This window comes from Pseudomonas sp. QD4, assembly GCF_049199125.1.
Classification (GTDB): domain Bacteria; phylum Pseudomonadota; class Gammaproteobacteria; order Pseudomonadales; family Pseudomonadaceae; genus Aquipseudomonas.
Window position 1 is genome coordinate 46,682 of the sequence record NZ_JBLZOM010000011.1, and the last position, 21,065, is coordinate 67,746.

The 21,065-nt window shown below is 64.6% G+C and carries 19 protein-coding genes; 5 read left to right on the top strand and 14 right to left on the bottom strand.

Features of this window, described 5'->3' with window-relative positions:
- Nucleotides 1-193: 193 nt before the first annotated feature.
- The 4 genes from ACOZJV_RS33215 to ACOZJV_RS33230 form a co-directional block, all read right to left on the bottom strand.
- Nucleotides 194-679 carry a DUF3592 domain-containing protein gene (locus ACOZJV_RS33215; RefSeq protein ID WP_178102895.1) on the bottom strand — a complete coding sequence of 162 codons (486 nt, stop codon included), beginning with the start codon at nt 677-679 and terminating at the stop codon, nt 194-196.
- A 264-nt stretch (nt 680-943) separates the two neighbouring features.
- Nucleotides 944-1,891: a SphA family protein gene (locus ACOZJV_RS33220; RefSeq protein ID WP_421549454.1), complete on the bottom strand. Its 948-nt coding sequence runs from the start codon at nt 1,889-1,891 to the stop codon at nt 944-946.
- A gap of 71 nt (nt 1,892-1,962) precedes the next feature.
- On the bottom strand, nt 1,963-2,730 hold the full coding sequence (locus tag ACOZJV_RS33225) for a coniferyl-alcohol dehydrogenase (protein WP_078468572.1): 768 nt from the start codon (nt 2,728-2,730) through the stop codon (nt 1,963-1,965).
- Nucleotides 2,731-2,774: 44 nt separating this feature from the next.
- The gene (locus tag ACOZJV_RS33230) at nt 2,775-4,250 is read right to left on the bottom strand and encodes a benzaldehyde dehydrogenase (protein WP_078468571.1); all 1,476 of its coding nucleotides are present in this window, start codon (nt 4,248-4,250) and stop codon (nt 2,775-2,777) included.
- A gap of 282 nt (nt 4,251-4,532) precedes the next feature.
- Between ACOZJV_RS33230 and ACOZJV_RS33235 the strand changes: the two genes are divergently transcribed.
- The 3 genes from ACOZJV_RS33235 to ACOZJV_RS33245 all read left to right on the top strand — a co-directional run bounded on the left by ACOZJV_RS33235 (nt 4,533) and on the right by ACOZJV_RS33245 (nt 8,714).
- Nucleotides 4,533-6,332 (top strand): sigma 54-interacting transcriptional regulator, encoded by a 1,800-nt coding sequence (locus ACOZJV_RS33235; protein WP_421549455.1) that lies wholly within the window; start codon nt 4,533-4,535, stop codon nt 6,330-6,332.
- Nucleotides 6,333-6,393: 61 nt separating this feature from the next.
- A complete protein-coding gene (locus tag ACOZJV_RS33240) occupies nt 6,394-7,647 on the top strand; it encodes a DUF4303 domain-containing protein (protein WP_421549456.1) in 1,254 nt (417 codons plus the stop codon).
- Between the two features lie 125 nt (nt 7,648-7,772).
- The gene (locus tag ACOZJV_RS33245) at nt 7,773-8,714 is read left to right on the top strand and encodes an alpha/beta hydrolase (protein WP_078468568.1); all 942 of its coding nucleotides are present in this window, start codon (nt 7,773-7,775) and stop codon (nt 8,712-8,714) included.
- A 22-nt stretch (nt 8,715-8,736) separates the two neighbouring features.
- Here ACOZJV_RS33245 and ACOZJV_RS33250 read toward each other — a convergent pair whose 3' ends face one another.
- The gene (locus tag ACOZJV_RS33250) at nt 8,737-9,591 is read right to left on the bottom strand and encodes an SDR family oxidoreductase (protein ID WP_421549457.1); all 855 of its coding nucleotides are present in this window, start codon (nt 9,589-9,591) and stop codon (nt 8,737-8,739) included.
- An 87-nt stretch (nt 9,592-9,678) separates the two neighbouring features.
- On the opposite strand from ACOZJV_RS33250, the gene ACOZJV_RS33255 reads away from it, so the two are divergent.
- Together ACOZJV_RS33255 and ACOZJV_RS33260 are read left to right on the top strand one after the other, a co-directional pair.
- Nucleotides 9,679-10,101 carry a winged helix-turn-helix transcriptional regulator gene (locus ACOZJV_RS33255; protein WP_421549458.1) on the top strand — a complete coding sequence of 141 codons (423 nt, stop codon included), beginning with the start codon at nt 9,679-9,681 and terminating at the stop codon, nt 10,099-10,101.
- A gap of 149 nt (nt 10,102-10,250) precedes the next feature.
- Nucleotides 10,251-10,661: a GFA family protein gene (locus tag ACOZJV_RS33260; protein ID WP_078468565.1), complete on the top strand. Its 411-nt coding sequence runs from the start codon at nt 10,251-10,253 to the stop codon at nt 10,659-10,661.
- A gap of 658 nt (nt 10,662-11,319) precedes the next feature.
- Here ACOZJV_RS33260 and ACOZJV_RS33265 read toward each other — a convergent pair.
- From ACOZJV_RS33265 to ACOZJV_RS33305, 9 genes are all read right to left on the bottom strand, one after another.
- Nucleotides 11,320-12,732: an aldehyde dehydrogenase family protein gene (locus ACOZJV_RS33265; RefSeq protein ID WP_201131594.1), complete on the bottom strand. Its 1,413-nt coding sequence runs from the start codon at nt 12,730-12,732 to the stop codon at nt 11,320-11,322.
- A 10-nt stretch (nt 12,733-12,742) separates the two neighbouring features.
- Nucleotides 12,743-13,786, bottom strand: coding sequence for a homoserine dehydrogenase (locus ACOZJV_RS33270; protein ID WP_421549459.1), 1,044 nt, complete (start codon nt 13,784-13,786; stop codon nt 12,743-12,745).
- Between the two features lie 501 nt (nt 13,787-14,287).
- Nucleotides 14,288-14,725 carry an Lrp/AsnC family transcriptional regulator gene (locus ACOZJV_RS33275; protein WP_078468562.1) on the bottom strand — a complete coding sequence of 146 codons (438 nt, stop codon included), beginning with the start codon at nt 14,723-14,725 and terminating at the stop codon, nt 14,288-14,290.
- 22 nt (nt 14,726-14,747) lie between these two features.
- Nucleotides 14,748-16,127, bottom strand: coding sequence for a threonine synthase (thrC, locus tag ACOZJV_RS33280; protein ID WP_421549460.1), 1,380 nt, complete (start codon nt 16,125-16,127; stop codon nt 14,748-14,750).
- Nucleotides 16,128-16,143: 16 nt separating this feature from the next.
- Nucleotides 16,144-17,034, bottom strand: coding sequence for a LysR substrate-binding domain-containing protein (locus ACOZJV_RS33285; RefSeq protein ID WP_078468560.1), 891 nt, complete (start codon nt 17,032-17,034; stop codon nt 16,144-16,146).
- Nucleotides 17,035-17,076: 42 nt separating this feature from the next.
- Complete coding sequence (locus ACOZJV_RS33290; RefSeq protein WP_078468559.1) at nt 17,077-18,525, bottom strand: amino acid permease; 1,449 nt, start codon at nt 18,523-18,525, stop codon at nt 17,077-17,079.
- A 150-nt stretch (nt 18,526-18,675) separates the two neighbouring features.
- Nucleotides 18,676-19,947: a cystathionine gamma-synthase family protein gene (locus ACOZJV_RS33295; RefSeq protein ID WP_078468558.1), complete on the bottom strand. Its 1,272-nt coding sequence runs from the start codon at nt 19,945-19,947 to the stop codon at nt 18,676-18,678.
- A 185-nt stretch (nt 19,948-20,132) separates the two neighbouring features.
- Nucleotides 20,133-20,492 carry a hypothetical protein gene (locus tag ACOZJV_RS33300; RefSeq protein WP_421549461.1) on the bottom strand — a complete coding sequence of 120 codons (360 nt, stop codon included), beginning with the start codon at nt 20,490-20,492 and terminating at the stop codon, nt 20,133-20,135.
- Nucleotides 20,493-20,516: 24 nt separating this feature from the next.
- Nucleotides 20,517-21,026, bottom strand: a complete 510-nt coding sequence (locus ACOZJV_RS33305) for a hypothetical protein (protein WP_421549462.1) — start codon at nt 21,024-21,026, stop codon at nt 20,517-20,519.
- Nucleotides 21,027-21,065: the final 39 nt, after the last annotated feature.

Here is a 21,065-nt window from a genome sequence, read left to right on the forward strand (position 1 = left end):
GACCCGTGGGCCGGGCGCGACGGCCCTGACGGGATACCCAGAAGACGGGAGATTTGCTACCAAATGGCCCAGCGAGCGGCCCATAAGTGGGCAGGAAAGTGCCTGAGTAACAGCCAGCGACAGGAGCGCGCAAAAACACAAATCCCGTAGCCGCTGCCGAGCTTGGCGAGGCAGCAGCTACAGACACTGACGTTCAATACACCCGATCTTCGGCCTTCATCGAGGCAATCCGATTGATCGTCCATGCCGAGATCCCCAGAAACAGCAGCACCAACAGCAATGCAGTGGCCATGATGTAAAAGCTCATGCGGTAGGTATGCAGTGCCGAGGACAGGCTGCTTACCGACGGAAACCAGGCCGAATACTGGATATCAATGGGGCCACCAACGTCGTATGCAGGGTGCTCATCGTAATAAGCATCGAAGTAGCTGTTTTCGTGAACCTGGCCGTCATGGTCGGTGTAGGTGTAATGAATGGTGGCGAAGCGGCTGTTTTTCTCGAATCGCTCAATCTGGGCGACTGTGCCCACCGCCTCGGTAGGGCTTAGATGAATGGCACCGTAGATCACACCTGACCCTCGGGCCATGAAGGCGAATGCCAGCAGCACGCAGCAGGCAATCGTGAGGAGGATGACCCGATTGTAGAGATGATCTTTTTCGGCTTCGCGGGGGTAGTACATGAACCGTCCTTATTCGTGAAAGCTGACTGTTTATCAAGCGACCGGCAATGACGATCAACGTCCCTTTTTGGCCCTTGTATCAGGCCCGACCGTTCAGGTTGCAGACCCTAAAGTAGCGGCACTTTGATTTCAACGATTCCCCCATCAAAAACCTGCCCTACTGCGCCCTTTCCCCACCCGCTATCAAGCTGACAGCGGTGACAGCTCCCGCCCCACATGGGGCCGGGCAGCCCCTCGCCCGGCACCACCCAACCGCCCTCCCCGCTAGAACTTGTGCAACAGGTTAAACACCAGCTTGTTGCCCTCGGTGCGGTTCTCGGCCTGTTGCTCGAAGTAGGCGTTGACCGACAGCACGTTCTCTTTATTGAAGGCATAGAGCACGCCCGGGCCGATGGCCCAGACCTTTTCCCGGCGGCCGCTGACGGCGTGGCCGTCGACTTGGGTGTCGGTGAATTGCTTGAGCCAGTAGCAGTTGAGCCCGGCGCTGAACTGTTCGCTGAAGGCGTATTGCAGGGTCAGGTTGGCGTGCAGGGCCTGACCGGCCTGGGTGTCGGAGACATCGCCGAAACCGGCTTGCGGGTCGTGATTCTTGCCGTTCCACAGGTACATGAAGCGACCGCTGGCCGACCAGCGCGGGGTGAACCAGTAGGTGGCGGCGTAATACGGGTTGAACGACCAGAAGTTGCTGCCGGGGTTGATCGAACGGTTGCGGTCGTAGGCGCCCACCGGCACTGAGACATCGGCCTCGATCCGCTGGGTCAACCACGGGCTGCCGTCGGCGCGGGTCAGGGTGGGCAGTTGCACGAAGGCGCCGAGGATCAGGTCGCCAACACCGGCGCGGGCACTCAAGGCGGCGTTGTTCAAGCCATCGTCGACGTCGACATGAGCCAGGGAGGTATTGATCAGGGTAAAGCCCGGCATCGCGCCATTGGCCAGGGGCTGGCCGACGTAGATGATCTGGGTGGTCGGGGCCACCACCTCCAGTTGCTGCCTGGGCAGGGGCAGCTTGTTGCCGTTGGCGTCGTTGAAGCGAGTGCCCCGGGAATAGCTCAGGTACTCCTCCAGGTACCAGCCGGGCCCCGCCGGCACCGGCGAGCCGTCGTAGAAGCTGGTACTGCCCAGGTTCAACCCGGGCAGGTCGTAGGCGTAGGCGCTGCTGCACAGCGCGACACATACCGCGGCCGCAAGAGTCCGCAAGAATGGCTTGGGCATCTTGTTAGTCCTGTATTTTTGTTGTTGTTCAAGACCCCCGGCAGGGCCGGGGTTTATGGCATCGGCTGGGGTTACACGTAGGTCGCCGCGAGCCCGCCATCCACCGGCAGGTTGACCCCGTTGACCCAGCGCGCCGCGTCCGAGCAGAGAAAGGCAATCACCGCCGCCACCTCATCGGCCAGGGCCGGGCGCTTCATGCGCACGCTGTCGCGGGCCACCCGTTCCTCGCCGAGCATGCTCACGAAATCACCAAGGATCGGCGTCAGCACCGGCCCCGGCGCCACGCAGTTGACCCGTACCGAATGCTCGCGAAACCAGCTCTGGGATTGCAGGAAGCTCCAGACAATCAGCGCCTCCTTGAAGTACTGGTAGCAACTGCCCTGGGGCACCGGGTTGGCCGCCAGCCATTGCTGCCCGGCGCTGTAGGACTCGGTGGCGGCCAGGGCCTTGTGCAGCGCCAGGCGCTCGGGCCATTGCGCCCCGAGGATCGAGGCCACGTTGACGATGCTGCCCCCCGGGCTCATGCGTGGCAGCAGCCCCTGGCTGAGGTGGCGCAGGCCCAGGTAGTTGACCTGGGCCACCGCCTGCACCGGCGACGTGCCGGGCACCCCGGCGACATTGCACAGGGCATCGATGCGTTGCGGCAACTGCGCCACCAGGGCGTCGATGCTCGCCGGGTCACCGAGGTCGGCCTGGAAGAAACCGTCCAGGGTCAGTTGCGGTTCATGGCGATCGATGCCGATCACCGTCGCCCCCTGGAACTGCGCCAGGCGCGCCAGCTCGGCACCGATGCCGGAAGCGGCGCCGGTGACCACCAGGATTTTGTTGTGCAGGTTCATGTTCAAGCCCTCTTATTGTTGTGTAGGCACAGGTTTTTCGGAAATCAGAAGGGATAGGCCGGCGCAGTGTTTTTCACCGTGACCCATTGCCATTGGCTGTATTCATCCCAGTCCGCCGGGCCGCCGACGCTGCCGCCATTGCCCGAGGCGCCGCGCCCGCCGAAGGGGTTGATGCATTCGTCGGCCACGGTCTGGTCGTTGATGTGCAGCAGGCCGCACTGCAGGCGATCGCCAATGGCCATGGCACGCCCCACCGACGGCGAAATCACGGCCGCAGACAAGCCGTACTCGGTGCGGTTGGCCAGTTCGATGGCCTCCTCGTCGCTGGCAAAACTCACCACCGTGGCCACCGGACCGAAGACTTCATCTTCAAAGGCCCGCATGCCCGGACGCACGCCGCTGAGCACCGTCGGCAGGTAGAACAGGCCGCGGGCTTCGCCACCGGCTTCCAGGCGCGCTCCGGCGGCCAGGGTGTCGCTGACAATCTGTTGCACCCGCTGCAATTGCCGCGCGTTGATCAACGGGCCAAGGGCGGCCTCTCCACGAGCGGCATTGCCCACGGTCAGGGCCCGGGCCTTGTCCGCCAGCTTGCGGGTGAATGCGGCGGCAATGGACTCATGAACCAGGATCAGGCCGCTGGCCATGCAGATCTGCCCCTGATGCAACCAGGCGCCCCAGGCAGCGTTGCTCGCGGCCAGGTCGAGGTCGGCGTCTTCGAGAATGATCAGCGGGTTCTTGCCCCCCAGCTCCAGGGCCACTTTTTTCAGGTGACGCCCGGCCACTTCAGCGACCTTGCGCCCGGCGCCGGTGGAACCGGTAAAGGCAATCATCTGCACATTGGGGTCACGGCACAGCGCTTCGCCGGCATCCGCAGCCCCCGGCAATACCTGCAACAAACCCTTGGGCAAGCCAGCGGCCTCAAACAGGCAGGCAATCAGCAAACCACCGCTGACCGGGGTCTGCGGGTCGGGCTTGAGCACCACCGCATTGCCCGCCGCAAGGGCCGGCGCCACCGAACGCAGGGACAGCACTAGGGGAAAGTTGAACGGCGAAATCACCCCGACCACGCCGTGGGGCTGGCGCCGTGCATAGGACAAACGCCCCGCTTCGCTGGGCAGTACCAGGCCGTGGGGCTGGGACAGCAACCCCGCGGCCTGGTGCAGCAGGACAATGGCCTCGCGCACTTCGTGTTCGCCCTTGAACAACGCGCCACCGGTTTCCCGGGCCACAAACAGCGCCAACTCGTCGAAGGCAGCCTGGGCCCAGCCCGCCGCCTTGCGAAACACCTCGGCACGCTGGCGTGGCCCAAGGGCGGCCCAGGCCGGTTGGGCCAACGCCGCGGCGCGGCAGGCGGCGGCCATATCGGCCGGGTCGGCCATGGCGCTGTGCAGCAGCACCTCGCCGGTGGCAGGTTCAAGCACCGCCTGCACCGGGGCCGATCCAGGCACCCAGTCGCCGTTGAACAAGCAGTGGGCCTCCAGGGCCCGCCGCAGTAATTGCGTGGTTTCAGACACAGTCATTGCACACTCCAGGTTCTTGTCATTGTGTTCGTCGTCGCCGCCCGAGGGCTTGGTGCAACGCCGTACCAGGCCTTGAGCAAGGGCTGTGCCGGTTTCGCCAAGGGACTCGCCGAGGCTGCCGTGATGGCTCTAACTCAAGGCTTGCACCAGCGCCCTTGGGAATTAGTCGCCGCTGGCGGGCGGCGCTCGCTCCGGGCGCGCTTGTTCAATTGATAAAGTTATGTTTAATAACTATCTCGCCAATTGCTCATATCGAGCACTCAAACGCCCGGGGCCAAAACAATGACCATTCCCCACTGCCCGCTGCCCGACCCCCAACTGACCCGCGAGCCCTACCGCCCCCGTGGCGACAGCAGCGAACTCAGCGCCAGCAGCTCGCCGACCCCTGCCGAACTCAATGACTGCCTGTTCTTCTCCCCCGACGACGGCCGTATCTGGCTCAACGACCAGCGCATGCTGTTGCTGCACAGCTCGTCGTTCGGCGCCCTGCGGCGGGAGATCATCGAGCGCCAGGGCCTGGAGCAGGCGCGCGGCCTGTTCACCCGCACCGGCTATGCCTGTGGCGCGCGGGATGCGCGGCTGATCCGCGAGCGCTGGCCCCAGGCCGATGCGGCGGCGGTGTTTCGCGCCGGCACCCACCTGCACAGCCTGGAAGGCATGACCAAGGTCGAGCTACTGCACTTCAAGTTCGACGCCGATTCCGGCTTCTATGACGGCGAGTTTCTCTGGCACCACTCCTGCGAGGCCGATGAACACGTGGCCGCCTATGGCATCGGCCAGGACCCGGTGTGCTGGACCGAACTGGGCTACGCCATCGGTTTTGTCAGTTGCCTGTTTGGCCAGATGGTGATTTTCCGCGAGGTGGAATGCCGCGGCATGGGCCACACCAATTGCCGGGTGCTGGGCAAGACCGCCGCCCAGTGGGGCGATGTCGAGCAAGACCTGAGCTACCTGAACGTTTCGCCGTCGCCAGCGTCCACCGCCACCGTCGCCCCGAACAGACCCTCGAGCGTCCCTGCGCCCGCCTCCAGCCAGCAACCACTGATTGGCACCAGCGCCGCGTTCAATGCCGCGACCCAGGCCTTGCAGCGCGTGGCCGCAACCCCGGCCACGGTGCTGATCAGCGGCGAATCCGGGGTCGGCAAGGAGCTGTTCGCGCGCCAACTGCACCAGCTCAGCCCGCGCCGGTCTGGGCCTTTTATCGCCCTCAACTGCGCGGCGATCCCCGACAACCTGATAGAGGCCGAGCTGTTCGGGGTCGAACGCGGCGCCTTCACCGGTGCCACCCATTCGCGCCCCGGACGCTTCGAACGGGCCCAGGGCGGCACCTTGTTCCTCGATGAAATCACCTGCCTCAGCCTGGCCGGGCAAGGCAAGCTGCTGCGTGCCTTGCAGGAACGGGAGATCGAGCGGGTCGGCGGTGGCCACGGCATCGCCGTGGATGTGCGGGTGGTGGCGGCGACCAATATCGATCTGCGCCAGGCGGTGGCCGCCGGCGAATTTCGCGCCGACCTGTTCTACCGGCTCAACGTCTACCCCATCGCCCTGCCGCCCCTGCGCGAACGCCGCGACGATATTCCGCTGCTGATCAACGCCTTCCTCCAGCGCTACTGCCACGAATACGCGCGGACCCCGGCCGGGCTGACCATGCGCGCCCTGAAGGTGCTGTTGCGCTATGACTTCGCCGGCAATGTGCGCGAACTGCAAAACCTCATCGAACGCGGGCTGATCGCCAGCGAGGACGGACAGGCGATTGACCTGGTGCACCTGTTTCGCAACGAACCCTTGCCCGAAGAGGCCTATTCCCTGGACGACCACGGCGGCCTGTCCCTGGCCCCGGGCGCGCGCCCCGAGGCCGAGGCCGAGGCGACCCTGCTCGACAGCCTCAATCAACGGGACCCGGACTTTTCCATCGAAGGCCTGGAGTCACGCCTGATCAACGAAGCCCTGGAAAAAAGCGCCGGCAACCTGTCCGCCGCCGCCCGCCTGCTGGGGCTGAGCCGGGCACAGTTTGCCTACAGGTTGAACAAGCACCGCCGCGCTGAAGGCTCAAGCACAGGCTTTACAAGGCTGGACAGCTGAGCCAGAGTTCGCCACCGCGGCGTGCTCCAGCGCCGCCCACCGCTTGCCAAGGACCCCCGCCATGGACTGGAACGCCCTGCAGAACGCCCTGTTCGACAGCGCCCGCGACGCACTGGAAACCCTGTTGAACGAGGGTATTCCCGCCCCCTATGCCGTGGCCTTCCATGCCAGTTACCGCGAAGAGGATCGGGTTATCGACCTGCCTTCCCTCGCCGTCAGCAGCGAGGCGACCCTGGAGGAAGATCATGGCCCGGGCCAGCCCCGTGACATCAGCGGCGTGCGTTGGAACCCTGCCGATTGGCGCTGGGATTGGGAGCTCGATGACTACGCCAACCCGGCGCTGCAAGCCTGGGATCAGCCGTTGCAAGTCGAAGCCAACCGCGAGGGCCCGCAACATTGGCAGGCGGTCGAAGCACAGTTCATCGCCTGCGTGGCGCAGGCGGCCCGGGCCTTGCGCGAACACTTCAAGGACGATCCCCGGGTCGATCGGCATTTCGTCGCGCTGTTCCATGACTTCAACGACGAAGTCGGCATGGCCCGCGCCAGCATGCCCCCCGAGCTGTTTGCCTGGCACTTTCCCGAAGAGGTCGCCACCGACCGCCTGCGCGAAGAAATCGCCGCCTTGCCCTATGCCGCACAGCTGAGCTTTTACCTCGACCGCCTGCAACGCATTCAGCGCATCGGTTCCGAAGAAGCCCAAGCCTGGCTGATCGCCCAGGGGCCCCGTGCCAGCAGCGCCTTGATCGAACGCCTGCACCAGGTCAAAGACCCCTATGCCATCGCGCGCATCCTGGGCCTGGCTGGGCATGCCGACACGGCGGTGATCGAGGCCTTGCGCCTGCGCCTGGGCCAGGCCCAACAGGAAACCACGCGCCATTGGTGCGCAAGGGCCCTGGCCTGCCTAGACGATGTCGAGTGGTTGCTGGGACAGGCCGACGACGTGGCAGTGGAGGGTCTTTGCACGCCGTTGAGCCACCTCAACGATAAGCGCACGCAACCGGCGGCCCTGGATTACAGCGTGCTGATCAGCCTGCTCGAACAACGTCCGGGTCTGACCGCGGCCGTGGAAGACGCCCTCAAGCCGGGCAGCTCCTTCACCACCATCAGCGATCAGGACCTGCCCCAAGCCCTGGCCGGCCTGGCCTCGCCCTACCGGGTGATCCGCCGCCACGCCGCCTGCGTCCTGAACAACCGCTGGCTCGGCGCCGCCGCCCAAGCCCAGGCCATCCAGGGCTTGTTGCCGGCGCTGCAGGACGACGACGAAAAGGTCCGCTACCTGGCACAACTGGGCCTGGAAGGCTTGCGCCACAGCTGAAAGACCCGTCAGTTGCCCAGCATTTTGTAAAACATCTGCCGCACCGTCCGCCGAATTCCATACGCGCGGCGGCGGCAGTTCTGTTAAAACCCGTCATCTGTGTTCTCTGTGTGGTGACTCCCTCCATGACTGCATCCCTGCTCAAGCGTGCCGGCCGTCGCTGGCTGTCCCTGCTGTGCATGGCCCTTTTGCTGGTCGGGGTGCCGGTGGGCTGCCAGGTGCTGGAACACCAGGAACGCAAACTGGTGTTTCGCATCGAGCCCGGTACAGCCGGCTGGTACCACGGCCTGCCCAAAACCGTGCGCGAGCTGGAGCTCACGCCCAAGACCCTCAAGGCCGGGCAGAACATTCATGCCTGGTGGTGGCCGGCAGCCCGGGCCGATGCGCCGGCGATTCTGTATTTGCACGGGGTGCGCTGGAACCTCACCGGCCAGCTGTTTCGCATCGAGCAACTGCACGCCCTGGGCTATTCGGTGCTGGCCATCGACTACCGTGGTTTCGGCCAAAGCCAGGGCGACCTGCCCTCGGAACGCAGCGTGTACCAGGACGCGCGCATCGCCTGGGACAAACTCCTGGTATTGCAACCTGATGCGCGCAAACGCCTGATCTACGGCCACTCCCTGGGCGGCGCGGTGGCCGTGGACCTGGCCGCCGAACTCGGGCAGCAAGCCGCCCGCAACCACACGCCGGTGGCCGCGCGCGGGTTGATTATCGAGTCCTCCTTTACCAGCCTGGCCGATGCGGCCGCCGCTATCGGCAACACCTCGCTGCCGGTGCGCTGGCTGCTGTCGCAGAAGTTCGACTCCATCGACAAGATCGACCGCATCGGCATGCCGCTGCTGGTGGTCCACGGCCTGGAAGACCGATATGTGCCCTCGCGCTTCAGCCAGCAACTGTTCAACGCCGCGCAAGAACCCAAGCAACTGCTGCTGATCCGGGGCGGCACCCACAACAACAGCATGAGCCTGGCCGGCAACCGCTATCGCCAGGCCATCAACACCCTGATGCAGGCCAAGCCACCGGCCAAAATGGCCGGCGCCCTGCCCGCCGCGAAACCTACCGGATGAGGCAATTGCCCGGCGCTGGCGCTCAGCTCTTGAGCACAGCCGCCACCGAGTCGGCGATCGGCGTGGTGCCGCGCCCGATCAGCCGGCTCAGTTGCTGGCCGTCATCGAACAGCGCGCCCTTGGCCGCCGCCGCGTCGGAGTCGGCCAGCAGTACGGCGAACCCTTCGGGCAGGCCAATGCCCAGCAGCGCAGCCTGGTACTCCTCCTGGGATAGATTCTGATACACCAGGGGCTTGCCGGACTGGCGAGCGGTTTGCGCCGCCAGTTGCTCAAGGGTGTAGGCGCTGTCGCCGGCCAGTTCGTAGACGCGCCCGGCCTGGCCTTCGCTGGTCAGCACCACGGCGGCGGCCTCGGCGTAATCAGCACGAGCTGCCGAAGCGATGCGGCCCTGGCCGGCGGCGCCCAGCAACACACCGTGCTCCAGGGCCGTGGGCAAACCGGCGCTGTAGTTTTCGCTGTACCAGCCATTGCGTAGCAACACATGGTCCAGGCCCGAGGCGCTCAACGTCTGTTCGGTGGCGAGATGTTCCGCCGCCAGCCCCAGGGCCGAGGTGTCGGCACGCAGCACGCTGGTGTAGGCCAGCAGTTTCACCCCGGCGGCCTTGGCCGCATCAATCACCGCAAGATGCTGCGCGGTGCGCTGGCCGATTTCGTTCGAGGAAATCAACAACAGACGCTCGACGCCGACCAAGGCCGTGGCCAGGGTTGGCGGCTGGCTGTAATCGGCCTGGCGCACGGTAACACCCAGCGCAGTCAGGTCCCGGGCCTTGAGGGGGTCGCGCACCAAGGCCAGCACTTCGCTGGCGGGCACCCGTTGCAATAACGCATCGATCACCAGACGACCCAACTGTCCGGTTGCACCTGTGATAGCAATCATGGGGAAAATCCTTGTGTGAAGACGAGAGAGCGCCCACCCTATCGCCCTGGCTAACTTTTAGTAAGTACGTACAAAAAGGTAAGTACCATGAGCGTTTCCGAAGACCTGCCCCTGCCCTTGAGCGCCAAGCTGCGACGCGGCGAACTGCTGGCAGTCAACTGCCCATCGCGCGATGTACTCAAGCACATGACCAACCGCTGGGGCGTACTGGTGCTGGTGGTGCTGCTCGGCGGCACCCAGCGCTTCAGCGACCTGCGACGCAAGATCGGCGGGGTCAGTGAAAAAATGCTCGCCCAGACCCTGCAAGGCCTTGAAGGCGATGGCCTGGTACACCGCCACTCGTTGCCGGTGGTGCCACCCCATGTTGAGTACAACCTCACACCCCTGGGCCAGGAAGCTGCGCAACGGGTCGAGGCGCTGGTGGACTGGATCGAGGAAAAACTGCCGCACATCATGAGCTTTCGTCGCGAGCGCGAGGCCGACACACTAGAGAACGACGCCGAGGCTTAGCCGAGGCTTAATGGCGGAAAACTCCCACTCGCCGACCGTTCCCGACCTTCTGTAGCACGCGGGCGGCGACTAGATTGAAGCCCCCGCCACCGGCCACGGAGCTACCGTGACCGGGCCTGCGGACCAAGGTTTATTCAAGGGAGAACGGCATGACTGACCAACACAAAATTCACCAGGGCAGTTGCCTGTGCGGCGCGGTGCGCTACCAGATCAACGGGCCGCTGAACGATGTACTGAACTGCCATTGTTCGATGTGCCGCAAGCTGCACGCAGCCGCGTTTCGCACCCGGGCCAAAATCGCCAGCGCGGATTGGACCACCACTGCCGGGGCGCAGTTGATCACCTTTTACGAATCATCCCCAGGCGAGCACAAAGGCTTTTGCTCACGCTGCGGTTCCAGCCTGCTAACCCGTTTCGACACACAGCCCGAGATTCTCGGCGTGCCTCTTGGCACCCTGGACACCGACCCCGGCGTGCGCGCCAGCCGCCATGTGTTTGTCGCCAGCAAGGCGCCCTGGTTCAGCATTACCGACGACTTGCCGCAGCATCCCGAGTATTGAAAAAGCTGTTGGGGGTAACGGTAAAAGATGCGGTGTTTAGCGTCTTGTAGCCGCTGCCGCAGGCCATCTGAACCGCCGCAAATACACCTGACACTCCACGGCGTCCTCAAGGGCCAGCGCAGCCTCGTTCCTCGGCAGCGGCTACAGAAACTCAGACGAGCCGAAAACCAGGCCGGCCGGAGGGCCGCCTCGCTTTGCAGGTGATTTTGATCTGAAGCGCCCGTTAAACCACGATGGCCGAACGCAGGCAGTGAGCCGTGGGCAACCCGGCAGGACGCCGGGTTAGCCGCGCTGGGCCAGGGATGGCCCATCGCGGCGGCCCACGGATCACTGCCGGAGTGAGGGCATGCCGAGCCTAGGCGAGGCACCGAGTGGTGGGGCAAGAGCCCTTTGGTTACTTTGGGGCTTTTCCAAAGTGACCCGCTGTAAGAGCGGAACCCATATCCGCCACACCCGCAGCAACGGATATGCCCCCCAATAAAACCGAGGCGCCAGGTTTCAGGGCCGCTACGCGACCCAGCGGGAGCAAGCTCCCTCGCCACAGGGGCTGGACGGCCAGCGCAGCCTCACAGACTCAGCAGCAGCCACACAAAAAAACACCGGGCAGGTGACCAAACCTGCCCAGTGCGCAACGACCGTTGACCTGGAACCGTGACCGCTAACCCAGGGTGTTGAGACACACCACTTTGGGTTGGGTCATTTCTTCATAGGCGAAGCGCACGCCCTCACGGCCCATGCTGCCGTACTTGGAGCCACCGAACGGCATGGCGTCGAAGCGGTAGTCGGATGAGTCGTTGATCATCACCCCGCCCGCCTCGATGCGTCGTGCGGCGCTCATGGCGGTGGCCAGGTTCGAGGTGAAGATCCCGGCATGCAGGCTGTATTCCGGTTCGTTGGCCAGTTCGATGGCTTCATCGAAGGTCTCGAACGGCTCCAGCACCACCACCGGGGCGAACACCTCGTTGCGCCACAGGCGGCTGGCGTGATCGACGTTTTCCAGCACCGTGGCGGCGTAGCACGAGGCGTCGCGCCGGTGCCCGCACAGCAGGCGTGCACCCTGCTCCAGGGCTTCGTTGACCACCTGTTCGGCATTCTGCGCCGCTTGCACGCTGATCATCGGCCCGATGTCGCTGCTGGCCAGCAACGGGTCACCGGTCACCAACTGCTGCGCCAGGCTGACAAACCGCTCGCGGAACGCCTCGTAGATCGAGGCCTGGATCAACAGGCGCTGGGTGCCGATGCAGTTTTGCCCGGCGGCCCAGAAAGCGCCGGACAGGCAACTGTCGACCGTCGCCTCCAGGTCGCAATCGCCCATGACAATCACCGGCGCATTGCCGCCCAGGTCCATGGCCAGCTTTTTCAGGCCGGCGCCGCGGGCGATCTGTTCACCGGTGACAAAACCGCCGGTGAAGGAAATCATCCGCACCTCACGGGCCGCCACCAGGGCCTTGCCCAACTCGGCACCGCCGGTGGCCACCGTGACCACCGATGGCGGCAGGCCGGCCTCGACCAGGCACGCCACCAGCTTGAGGGCCGACAGCGGCGCCAGCTCCGACGGCTTGAGAATCACCGCGTTGCCACCGGCAATCGCCGGGCCGAGCTTGTGGGCCACCAGGTTCAACGGATCGTTGTAGGGGGTGATGGCCACGATCAACCCCAGGGGCTCGCGGGAGAACCAGCCCTGGCGCGACTCGGAACCTTCGTAAGCATCGAACGGCACCACTTCCCCGGCATTACGCCGGGCTTCCTCCGCCGACAGCTTGAGGGTGTTGACGCAGCGCTTGACCTCCTTTTGTGCCTGCTTGAGGGTCTTGCCGGCCTCGTCGACGATCAACCGGGCAAAGGCCGGGGCGTCGCGTTCGACACTCAGGGCCGCCTGTTCGAGGATCTGCGCGCGGCGATAACGCGGCAACCCGGCGCACACCCGCGCGCCGCTGCGCCCCTGCTCCAGCAACTGCGGAACCTGGGCGGCACTCATGTCCTCGACGCTGCCCACCAGGCTGCCATCAAAGGGGTTCAGTACATCAATCGGCGATTCGACAACCGCCAGGGCCAGACGCGATAGGTTCACAGGCCTTCTCCTAGTGCTGCGCAACACGGCGGTGGATGGCGATGATGTCCGAGAGCAGAGCGAACGCGGTTTCCATGCGCCCGGCGCCCGGCCCGGAGACCGTGACCGCGCCCAGCAGCTCGCTGTTGAACGACACCGCATTGGTGGCGCCGCTGATCCCGGCCAGCGGGTGATCGTTGCCCAACAGGCGCGGCTCGACGCTGGCACTCACCGAACCATCGGCGTGGCGCGTGGCGGCGCCGATCAGTTTCCAGCGGGCGCCGTCGGCGCGGGCCTGTTCGATGTCGGCCAGGTCGAGGGCGGAAATACCGTTGCAGCTGACATCGCTGACGGTGAGTCTGGCGCCCAGCAACTCGTTGGCCAGGATCACCACTTTGAGGCGTACGTCATGCCCTTCGACATCAGCCGTCGGGTCGGCTTCGGCGTAACCCAGAGCCTGGGCTTCCTTGACCGCCTCGGCAAAGCCCAGGCCGCCTTCCATGCGGGTCAGGACGTAGTTGGAGGTGCCGTTGAGGATGCCCTCGAAACCACTCAGTTCGCTGCCGGCCAGGGTCTGCTTGGCCAGGCGGATCACCGGGGTGCCGCTCATCACCGCACCTTCGTATTCGAAGCCGACGTCATGGCGCTGGGCCAGGGCCTTGAGCTCTGGACCGTGCAGGGCGATCGGGCCCTTGTTGGTGGTGACCACGTGCTGGCCGTTTTCCAGGGCCCAGCGGCAGAACGACGTGGCCGGCTCACCGTCCACCGGGTTGGTGAAGGTGGCCTCGGCAATGATGTCGGCGCCGGAGTCTTTGATCACTGCCGCGTTCTGCGCTTCGGCGCTGCCGCCCGGCAGTTGGGCAAAGGCCCCCTTGACCGCTGGCAGGCGTGCCAGCACCCCGGCATCCAGGCCTTCGCGGCCGATCAGCGAGCCGAGAAACAGGTCGGTCACGCCGACGATTTTCAGGGTGAAGCCGAGCTCGGTTCTCCAGCGCGCATTGCGCTCGGCAATCAGTTGGGCCAAGGCCCGGTTGACACCACCGAAGCCCACCAGCGCAAGTTTGTATTCAGTCATTTTGTTATGGCCCTTGATCCGGGTGAGGGGTTGTTGGGCACTAGATTAGGCACGCGACCAGGGCAGTGAAATAGGCCAATTTGCTCTATTTATTGAGCGTTTTGACCAGGGCGCGGACGTGTTCCGGGCCGGGGCACCTGTAGCCGCTGCCGATAGGCTGCGCTGGCCATTGAGGGCGCCGAGGAGCGTCAGGTACAGGGCGGGTGGTTGGGTTCGCAGGCTCGATAGCGGCGTGTACCGTGGCGAGGGAGCTTGCTCCCGCTGGGCCGGGCTGGCGCTCCAGCGCGAAGCGGCCTCAGAACAGGCACCGCGGGCATTCAGGCAGAACCGGGTAACGGGTTTGCGGCTGCTGCGCAGCCGAGCGGGAGCAAGCTCCCTCGCCACAGGTCGGTTGCCGTTGGGCTGCGTTTGGACGCTGGCTCTGCAAAACGATGCGGTACACCTGATGCGTCACCGGCGTATGAGAGGGACAGCGCAGGCTGGCCTTTTAGGCAATCGGGGTTAGACCACCGAGGACAACACGAAGGAGGTCACGGTGTTTTCGACGCCGGGCAGCGCGGCGATGTCGTTCCAGACTTGGTGCACGCCCTGGGCCGAGGCGGCGCCGACGCGCAGCATCAGGTCGAATTCGCCGCTCATCACGTCGCACTGGGTGACTTGCGGCATGGCGCGCAGGGCTTGCAAAACTTCGGCGCCGCGCATGCGGTCGTAGCGGTAGACGAAGATCACCGCATTGATCGTGGCCGATGCCTGCCGCCCTTCCCCTTCGCGCACGGTGTAACCCTGGATCGCACCGTCGCGTTCCAGGCGCTCGATGCGCTGGCGCACGGCGTTGCGCGACAGGTTGACCTTGGCCGCCAGCTCCGCATGGGCAGCCCGGGCATTGAGCCGCAGCTCGGCGATGATGCGCTCATCCAGCGGGTCGAGAATTCGCTTCACAGAACCTCCCGGTGCGGCGCGTTCACAGCGCGCCCAGCCGTTGATGAATGATGTCCAACTGGTCCGGACGCAGCCGATACACCTGGTCCGACGCCGAGGCCGATGCCACGGCCCGGGCCGGCGGCCCCGGGATCCCCAGCTCGGCCAGCAACAGCGCCGACTTGCCCGGGCAGATCTCGCCCAGGGTCACCATCGGCGCCACCAGGCTGCGCCGGTACAGGCGCGCCGCCAGCACTCCGGTGGCGGTGTGCGGGTCGATGACGTAGCCGGTGTCGCGGTACAGCGAGCTGATCTCCTCCAGGGTCTGGTCATCGCTGACCGCATAGGAGTCGATGATCATCCGCGCCTGCAGCCAGAACTCGTTGCCGAGGGTCATTTCGCCGCTGGCTTCGAACGCCGCCATCAAGCCGCTGACCGCCTGGCCGTCGTGGCCGTAGAGTTCCCAGAGGAAGCGCTCGAGGTTGGAAAAGATCGACAGGTCCATGGCCGGCGACAGGGTTTTATTGGCCCGCGAACGGGAGTAGTGATTCTTCAGGAACAACTGGTGCAGCGCGTCATTCTGATTGGTGGCCACGATCATCTGAGTGATCGGCAGGCCCATCTTCTGCGCGATGTAGCCGGCATAGACTTCAGCGAAACTCGCCGCCGGCACGCTGAACCCGATGGGCCGCTGGCCGCCCCCCAGTTGCAGCACCGCATGAAAATAAAACACCAGCTGCGCCAGCACCCCGACCCAGTTGCTGGAATTGAAACTGATGGCTTCGTACCCCGCGCAGGGCCAGTGCCGGAACAACTGGCTGACGATGGTCTGGCACTCGTCAAAACTGCCCTCCAGCTCGAACCGGTGCACCCGGGGGTGGGCCACCGCCTGCAACTCCCGCAACTGCTGCGCCGGCACCGCCGCAGGCGGATAGAACACCACGACCTGGACCTGCTCGCAGTGCTTGAAGGCGTCGATGGCCGCCAGCCCGGTATCGCCATTGCTGGCCCCCAGCACCACGCCGCGACGCTGGCGTTTACCCAGGAAGTACTGCACCAGCTGCGCCTGCAGGCGCGCGGCGAAATCCTTGGAGGACCGGGTCGGCCCATGGAACAGCTCCAGCACCCACTCGTTGCGGTCGACCTGATGCAAGGGCGCCACGGAGCGATGGCTGAAACCGCTGTAGGCCTGTTCCAGCAGTTGCCTGAGATCGGCGTCGGGGATGGACTCGCCCACAAACGGGCGGATCACCCGATAGGCCAGCTCGGGGTAGGCCAGGGTCGACCAGTTGCCGATGTCCTGGGGGCTGAACAGCGGCAGTTCCAGGGGCACGAACAGCCCGCCGTCGTCGGCTATTCCGGACAACACCACCTTCTCGAAATCGGCCTGCAACGCCGAACTCCGTGTACTGACATAACGCATGGGTGGCTCCAGCCATCTATTTGAAACGGTGTGCCTGCTCAACCAGCCAGGTAGAAAACATCACGGCATCGGGGTGTTGATCGGCCCCGGAACCGCGTACCAGATAGAACGATTCGCTGGCTTCGATGCGCTGGGTAAACGGCTCGATCAAGCGCCCGTCAGCCAGCATTTCATCGACCATCGACGAGCGCGCCAGGGCTATGCCCTGCCCCAGCTCGGCCATGCGCAGGGTGGAAATCAGGGTGTCGAACTGCATGCCGGTGGACGAGTCCACGCCCTCGGCGCCGACCATGTTCAACCAGTAGCCCCAGCCCTCTTCGTAACCCAGCACGTGCAGCAGCGGATGCTCGCCCACGTCTGCCGGCACCCGCAGCGGCGAGCGCGCCATCAGCGCCGGCGAACACACCGGGAACAGCGTGTCCCAGGTCAGGCGCTGGGACACCAGCCCCGGCCATTGACCGTGGCCCCAGCGGATTTCCATGTCGTCCTCGCCGTCCAGTTCCTTGACCCAGATATTGCTGATATAGCGGATATCGACGTGGGGATGGGCCTGGCGAAAATCCACCAGCTTGGGCGCCAGCCAGTGCACGAAAAACGACAGGCTGCCGCGCACCTTGAGCGGCCGGCGCTTGTGCTGGCCGAAAATTTCGTTGGTGCCCACCGCCAGCCGGGTGATGGCGTCCTGCACCACCGGCAGGTAGGCCTGGCCCTCTTCGGTCAGGCCCAGGCCCCGGGGCAGGCGCTTGAACAGCGCCACCCCGAGGTGACTTTCGAGCTGGCGGATCTGCTGGCTGACCGCGCCCTGAGTCAGGAACAGTTCCTCGGCAGCGTGGGTGAAGTTCAGGCAGCGGGCCGACACCTCGAAGGCCCGCAGCCAGTTCAGTGGCGGTAATGTCTTTTGCTTCATGACCCGAACCTCATTGACGCCCCCGGCACCGAACGCGCGTGTTCAACCCGTGGAGCGCGCCTGGAGCGCATCTGCCGGGTGTGCCGAGGAAGCAAGCGACAAGCGTCGCTCGCGGCTGGTGCGGGTAATGTAATACACGAAATAGCACCAGGCGATGAACGGCAAACCGAAGTACAGGGCCACGCGCTGCTCCGGGTCGAAGGCGATGCCGACACAGGCCAGGGCGCAGCACGCCAGCGCTCCCAGCGGCACCCAGGGGTAGCCGCGAACCCGGAACTTGAGGTCGCGGATATCCCCGCCATTGGCCACATAGTGCCGACGAAAGCCGATCTGGCTGGCGGCGATGCTCATCCACACCACCACCACCGCCAGCCCGGAGATCGACACCAGCGCCAGGTAGATGGTGTCGGCGGCGAACACGCTGCTGAGCAACGACGCGGCGCCGCCGGCCATGCTCACGATGATCGCGTTGAGCGGCGTGCCCATGCGGGTCAGGGCCGAGAACTGCTTGGGCAGGTGGCCCTGGTCGCTCAGGGTCCAGAGCATGCGCGAGGCGGCATACAGCCCGGAGTTGGCGGCCGACAGCAGCGCGCTGATGATCACGAAGTTCATGATGTCAGCCGAGTACGGAATGCCGATGTAGGTGAACACCGTGACAAACGGGCTCTCCACCAGGCCGGCCTGCTCCCGGGGCAACAGGGTGGCGAGGACGAAGATGGTGCCGACAAAGAAGATCGCCAGGCGCAGCACGGTGGTGCGGATCGCCCGCGGCACATTGCGCTGCGGGTCCTTGGTTTCACCGGCGGCGATGCCGATCAGCTCGGTGCCGGAAAACGCGAACGACACCGCCAGCAAGGTCATGGCAATCGGCATGAAACCGGTGGGGAACAAGCCCTCGCGGGTGAAGTTGCCAAGGCCGATGCTGTGCACCTGATCGATCTGCAACAGGCCGAGAATCGCCCCGCCACCGATCAGCAGAAACACCACCACGGTGATCACCTTCACCAGCGACAGCCAGAACTCGGTCTCGGCAAACAGGCGCACCGACACCACGTTGGTCAGGAACACCACCCCGGCGAACAGCGCGCTCCAGATCCACACCGGGGTGTCGGGAAACCAGCGCGACATGAGAATGCCGGCGGCGGTGAATTCCGAGCCGATGGCCACGGTCCAGGTCAGCCAGTACAGCCAGGCCACAGTGTAGCCGGTGCCCGGGCCGAGAAAGCGCGTGGCGTAGGTGCTGAAGGAGCCGGTTTCCGGCATCTGCACCGCCAGTTCGCCCAGGCACATCATGACCATGTAGACCATCAGCGCGCCGATGATGTAGGCGATCACCGCACCCAGGGGGCCGGCCTGGTTGACGGTGTAACCGGAGGTCAGGAACAGTCCGGTCCCGATCACGCCGCCCAAGGCCAGCATGACGATGTGACGGGTCTGCATTTCCTGCTTGAAGCCGCTGCGCGCGGCGATTTGTTGTGGGGTACTGGACATGATTTTTCTCATGAAAGGGGTCAGGGCAAGGGTCGACGTCTGCGTCACAGACACGGGCAGAAATCAAAGGCGATGCCGACAGGTTTTTATTTTTTTTGGCTCTTCATGGAGAACTCACGGCGACCTTGCCGTGAGGGGGTGTGGCTGAACTCAGTTGGCGGCCTCAACGCAGGGTTCGGCCAGGGATGTCTGGACCGCAGCGTCCGGCTGCAGTGAACGTCTGACCCAGGCGAAAGCCTGCTTCAGGTCGGCGAGCAGATCGTCGGTGTCTTCAATGCCCACCGAGACCCGCACCAGGCCTTCGGAGATGCCCAGGGCCAGGCGTTCTTCGAGGGTGTTTTCAACGTGGCTGGTGGTGCGCGCCGGGCCGTAGATGGTTTCCACCGCCCCCAGGTTGCCGGCGCAATGGGCATAGCGCAGGCGCGGCAGCAGCAGCTTGACCGTGTCCATGCCGCCCACCAGCACAAAGCTGACGATGGCGCCGAAGCCACGCATCTGCGCACAGGCCACGGCGTGATTCGGGTGGTTGGGCAGCCCCGGGTAATTCACCGACTCCACCAGCGGCTCGCTGCCCAGGAACTCAGCCAGGGCCCGCGCGCTGTGCTGCTGCTGACGCACACGCAGGGCCAGGGTCTTGATGCCGCGGATGATCAGGTACGCCGAAAACGGGTCGAGGGCGGCGCCGTTGATTTCCCGGTAGTGCCGCACCTGGGCCATCAGCGTTTCGCTGCCACACACCAGGCCGCCCAACACGTCGCCGTGGCCGCTGAGGAACTTGGTGGCGCTGTGGATCACCACGTCCACCCCGAGGGCCAGGGGGTTCTGGTTCAGCGGCGTGGCAAAGGTATTGTCGGCCACCACCAGCGCACCGACCTGTTTCGCCGCGGCCACCAGGCGCTGGATGTCGACGATTTTCAGGGTCGGGTTGGTCGGGGTCTCGAGGTACAGCACGTCGCAGCCCTTGGCGATTTCCCGTTCGATCTGCTGATGATCGAAGGTTTCACACAGGGTCACCGCCACGCCCATGCGCGGCAGGAACTCTTCGAAAATCTTGTTGGTGCCGCCGTAGCTGTCCTTGGTCGAGACCACCCGTTGGCCATGCTGCAAAAAGCTGTAAAGCACGCTGCTGATGGCGGCCATGCCACTGCTGAAGGCCACGGCGGATTCGGCGTTTTCCAGGGCGCAGAGCTTGGCTTCCAGCACCTCCACCGTGGGGTTGCTCATGCGGCTGTAGATAAAGCCCGGGGCTTTGCCCAGCGCCACGTCGTACCACTGGTCGATGTCGTCGTAGCCGTAGGCGGCACTGGCGACAATCGGCGTCTGGGTGGCGTTGTAGGGGTGCTTGACCTGCTCGCCGCCCCAGACCACGCGGGTCCCGGTGCCGGCAGAGTGCAGCCCTGTGCTTTCAGGTTTCTTATTCATGGTGAAGGCTCACGCTAAAGGGCGCGCAGTCAGGGACTGCGCTGGATCTGCGGGCCAATATAGAGAAAAGCCCACGCCCCGAGAAACGATGTTATCGGGGCCAAAGGGGCGGTTTTTTTAATGGCTGGAAGGAGCCATGCACGCGTCTGGAGTCAGGCCCCATTCCCCCTTCGGGCAAGGGTTGTTCAAACGCCGAGCTGCACGGCTATCCACTGCGCCACTTGCTGCCGGATGTCGGCCAGCGCCGAGACATGGCCCACAATCACCCGCTCGGACTGCCCCTCTTTATCGAGGTAAGAACACAGTGGCTGAATGTCCTCGTCGAGCACCACCCTGAGGGTGTCGCCCGTGCGTTCATGTTTGGCGGAGAAGATCGGATTGCCGTCAAAAAACGGCTGGCCATTGGCGAAGGTGGTCCTGTAGTACGGCGTTTTCATCAGGTTGGCGTCTGCCTGCCGGCGCTTGATTTCAGCCTGGAAAAACTCGCTGAAGTGGCGCTCCAGCGCCTGGTAGACGGCGGTATCCGCCCGGTACTCATCGAACATGTTGTGCTCCTTGCTCCTGCTGCCTCACGACGCGGACCTCAAGATCCGCTGCACTTCACTGACCACTCCCGGGTCGCGTTTTGCATGGCGGGCAATGACATCCAGCCCCAGGGCCACGCCCTCTTGACCTTCGGCGCTGGCGCTGCGAAAGACCTTTTTGAAAAAGGCCATGGCCTGGGATTTTTCATAGTGCCGGGCAATCAGATCACCCAGGACCCAGCATCCGTCCAGGTAGGTGTAGCGAGGGTAGTTTTCCCCGGCCACCTGCAACAACGCCTGTCGTTGCGCCAGCGACAACTGGTGCATGTCGGCGGCCAGGTTCACCAGGAAATACTCGATACCGCGCTTATTGAACAACGCATCGACCGTGAGTATCTCCAGCAGCAGGGCAAAACCCGCGTCGGGGTAATGCTCGTGACTCAAGGCCAGGCTGGCATGCTCGATGGCCAGTGCCTGCACGCGCTTGCCGACCTTCTTGCCGGTGGTGGCGTACAACGCGGCCCTGATGGTTTCTACTGCGACTGCGTCTTGCACAACGCGCTCCTTGGTTCGTCATGGACATCCGGGTCAAGC

Bases quoted from the DNA above. Each gene is read 5' to 3' on its own strand.
- thrC (WP_421549460.1), bottom strand. From the start codon at position 16,127: ATGCGTTATGTCAGTACACGGAGTTCGGCGTTGCAGGCCGATTTCGAG.
- ACOZJV_RS33240 (WP_421549456.1), top strand. From the start codon at position 6,394: ATGGACTGGAACGCCCTGCAGAACGCCCTGTTCGACAGCGCCCGCGAC.
- ACOZJV_RS33260 (WP_078468565.1), top strand. From the start codon at position 10,251: ATGACTGACCAACACAAAATTCACCAGGGCAGTTGCCTGTGCGGCGCG.
- ACOZJV_RS33220 (WP_421549454.1), bottom strand. From the start codon at position 1,891: ATGCCCAAGCCATTCTTGCGGACTCTTGCGGCCGCGGTATGTGTCGCG.
- ACOZJV_RS33290 (WP_078468559.1), bottom strand. From the start codon at position 18,525: ATGTCCAGTACCCCACAACAAATCGCCGCGCGCAGCGGCTTCAAGCAG.
- ACOZJV_RS33225 (WP_078468572.1), bottom strand. From the start codon at position 2,730: ATGAACCTGCACAACAAAATCCTGGTGGTCACCGGCGCCGCTTCCGGC.
- ACOZJV_RS33295 (WP_078468558.1), bottom strand. From the start codon at position 19,947: ATGAATAAGAAACCTGAAAGCACAGGGCTGCACTCTGCCGGCACCGGG.
- ACOZJV_RS33255 (WP_421549458.1), top strand. From the start codon at position 9,679: ATGAGCGTTTCCGAAGACCTGCCCCTGCCCTTGAGCGCCAAGCTGCGA.
- ACOZJV_RS33300 (WP_421549461.1), bottom strand. From the start codon at position 20,492: ATGTTCGATGAGTACCGGGCGGATACCGCCGTCTACCAGGCGCTGGAG.
- ACOZJV_RS33245 (WP_078468568.1), top strand. From the start codon at position 7,773: ATGACTGCATCCCTGCTCAAGCGTGCCGGCCGTCGCTGGCTGTCCCTG.
- ACOZJV_RS33270 (WP_421549459.1), bottom strand. From the start codon at position 13,786: ATGACTGAATACAAACTTGCGCTGGTGGGCTTCGGTGGTGTCAACCGG.
- ACOZJV_RS33285 (WP_078468560.1), bottom strand. From the start codon at position 17,034: ATGAAGCAAAAGACATTACCGCCACTGAACTGGCTGCGGGCCTTCGAG.
- ACOZJV_RS33215 (WP_178102895.1), bottom strand. From the start codon at position 679: ATGTACTACCCCCGCGAAGCCGAAAAAGATCATCTCTACAATCGGGTC.
- ACOZJV_RS33235 (WP_421549455.1), top strand. From the start codon at position 4,533: ATGACCATTCCCCACTGCCCGCTGCCCGACCCCCAACTGACCCGCGAG.
- ACOZJV_RS33250 (WP_421549457.1), bottom strand. From the start codon at position 9,591: ATGATTGCTATCACAGGTGCAACCGGACAGTTGGGTCGTCTGGTGATC.
- ACOZJV_RS33230 (WP_078468571.1), bottom strand. From the start codon at position 4,250: ATGACTGTGTCTGAAACCACGCAATTACTGCGGCGGGCCCTGGAGGCC.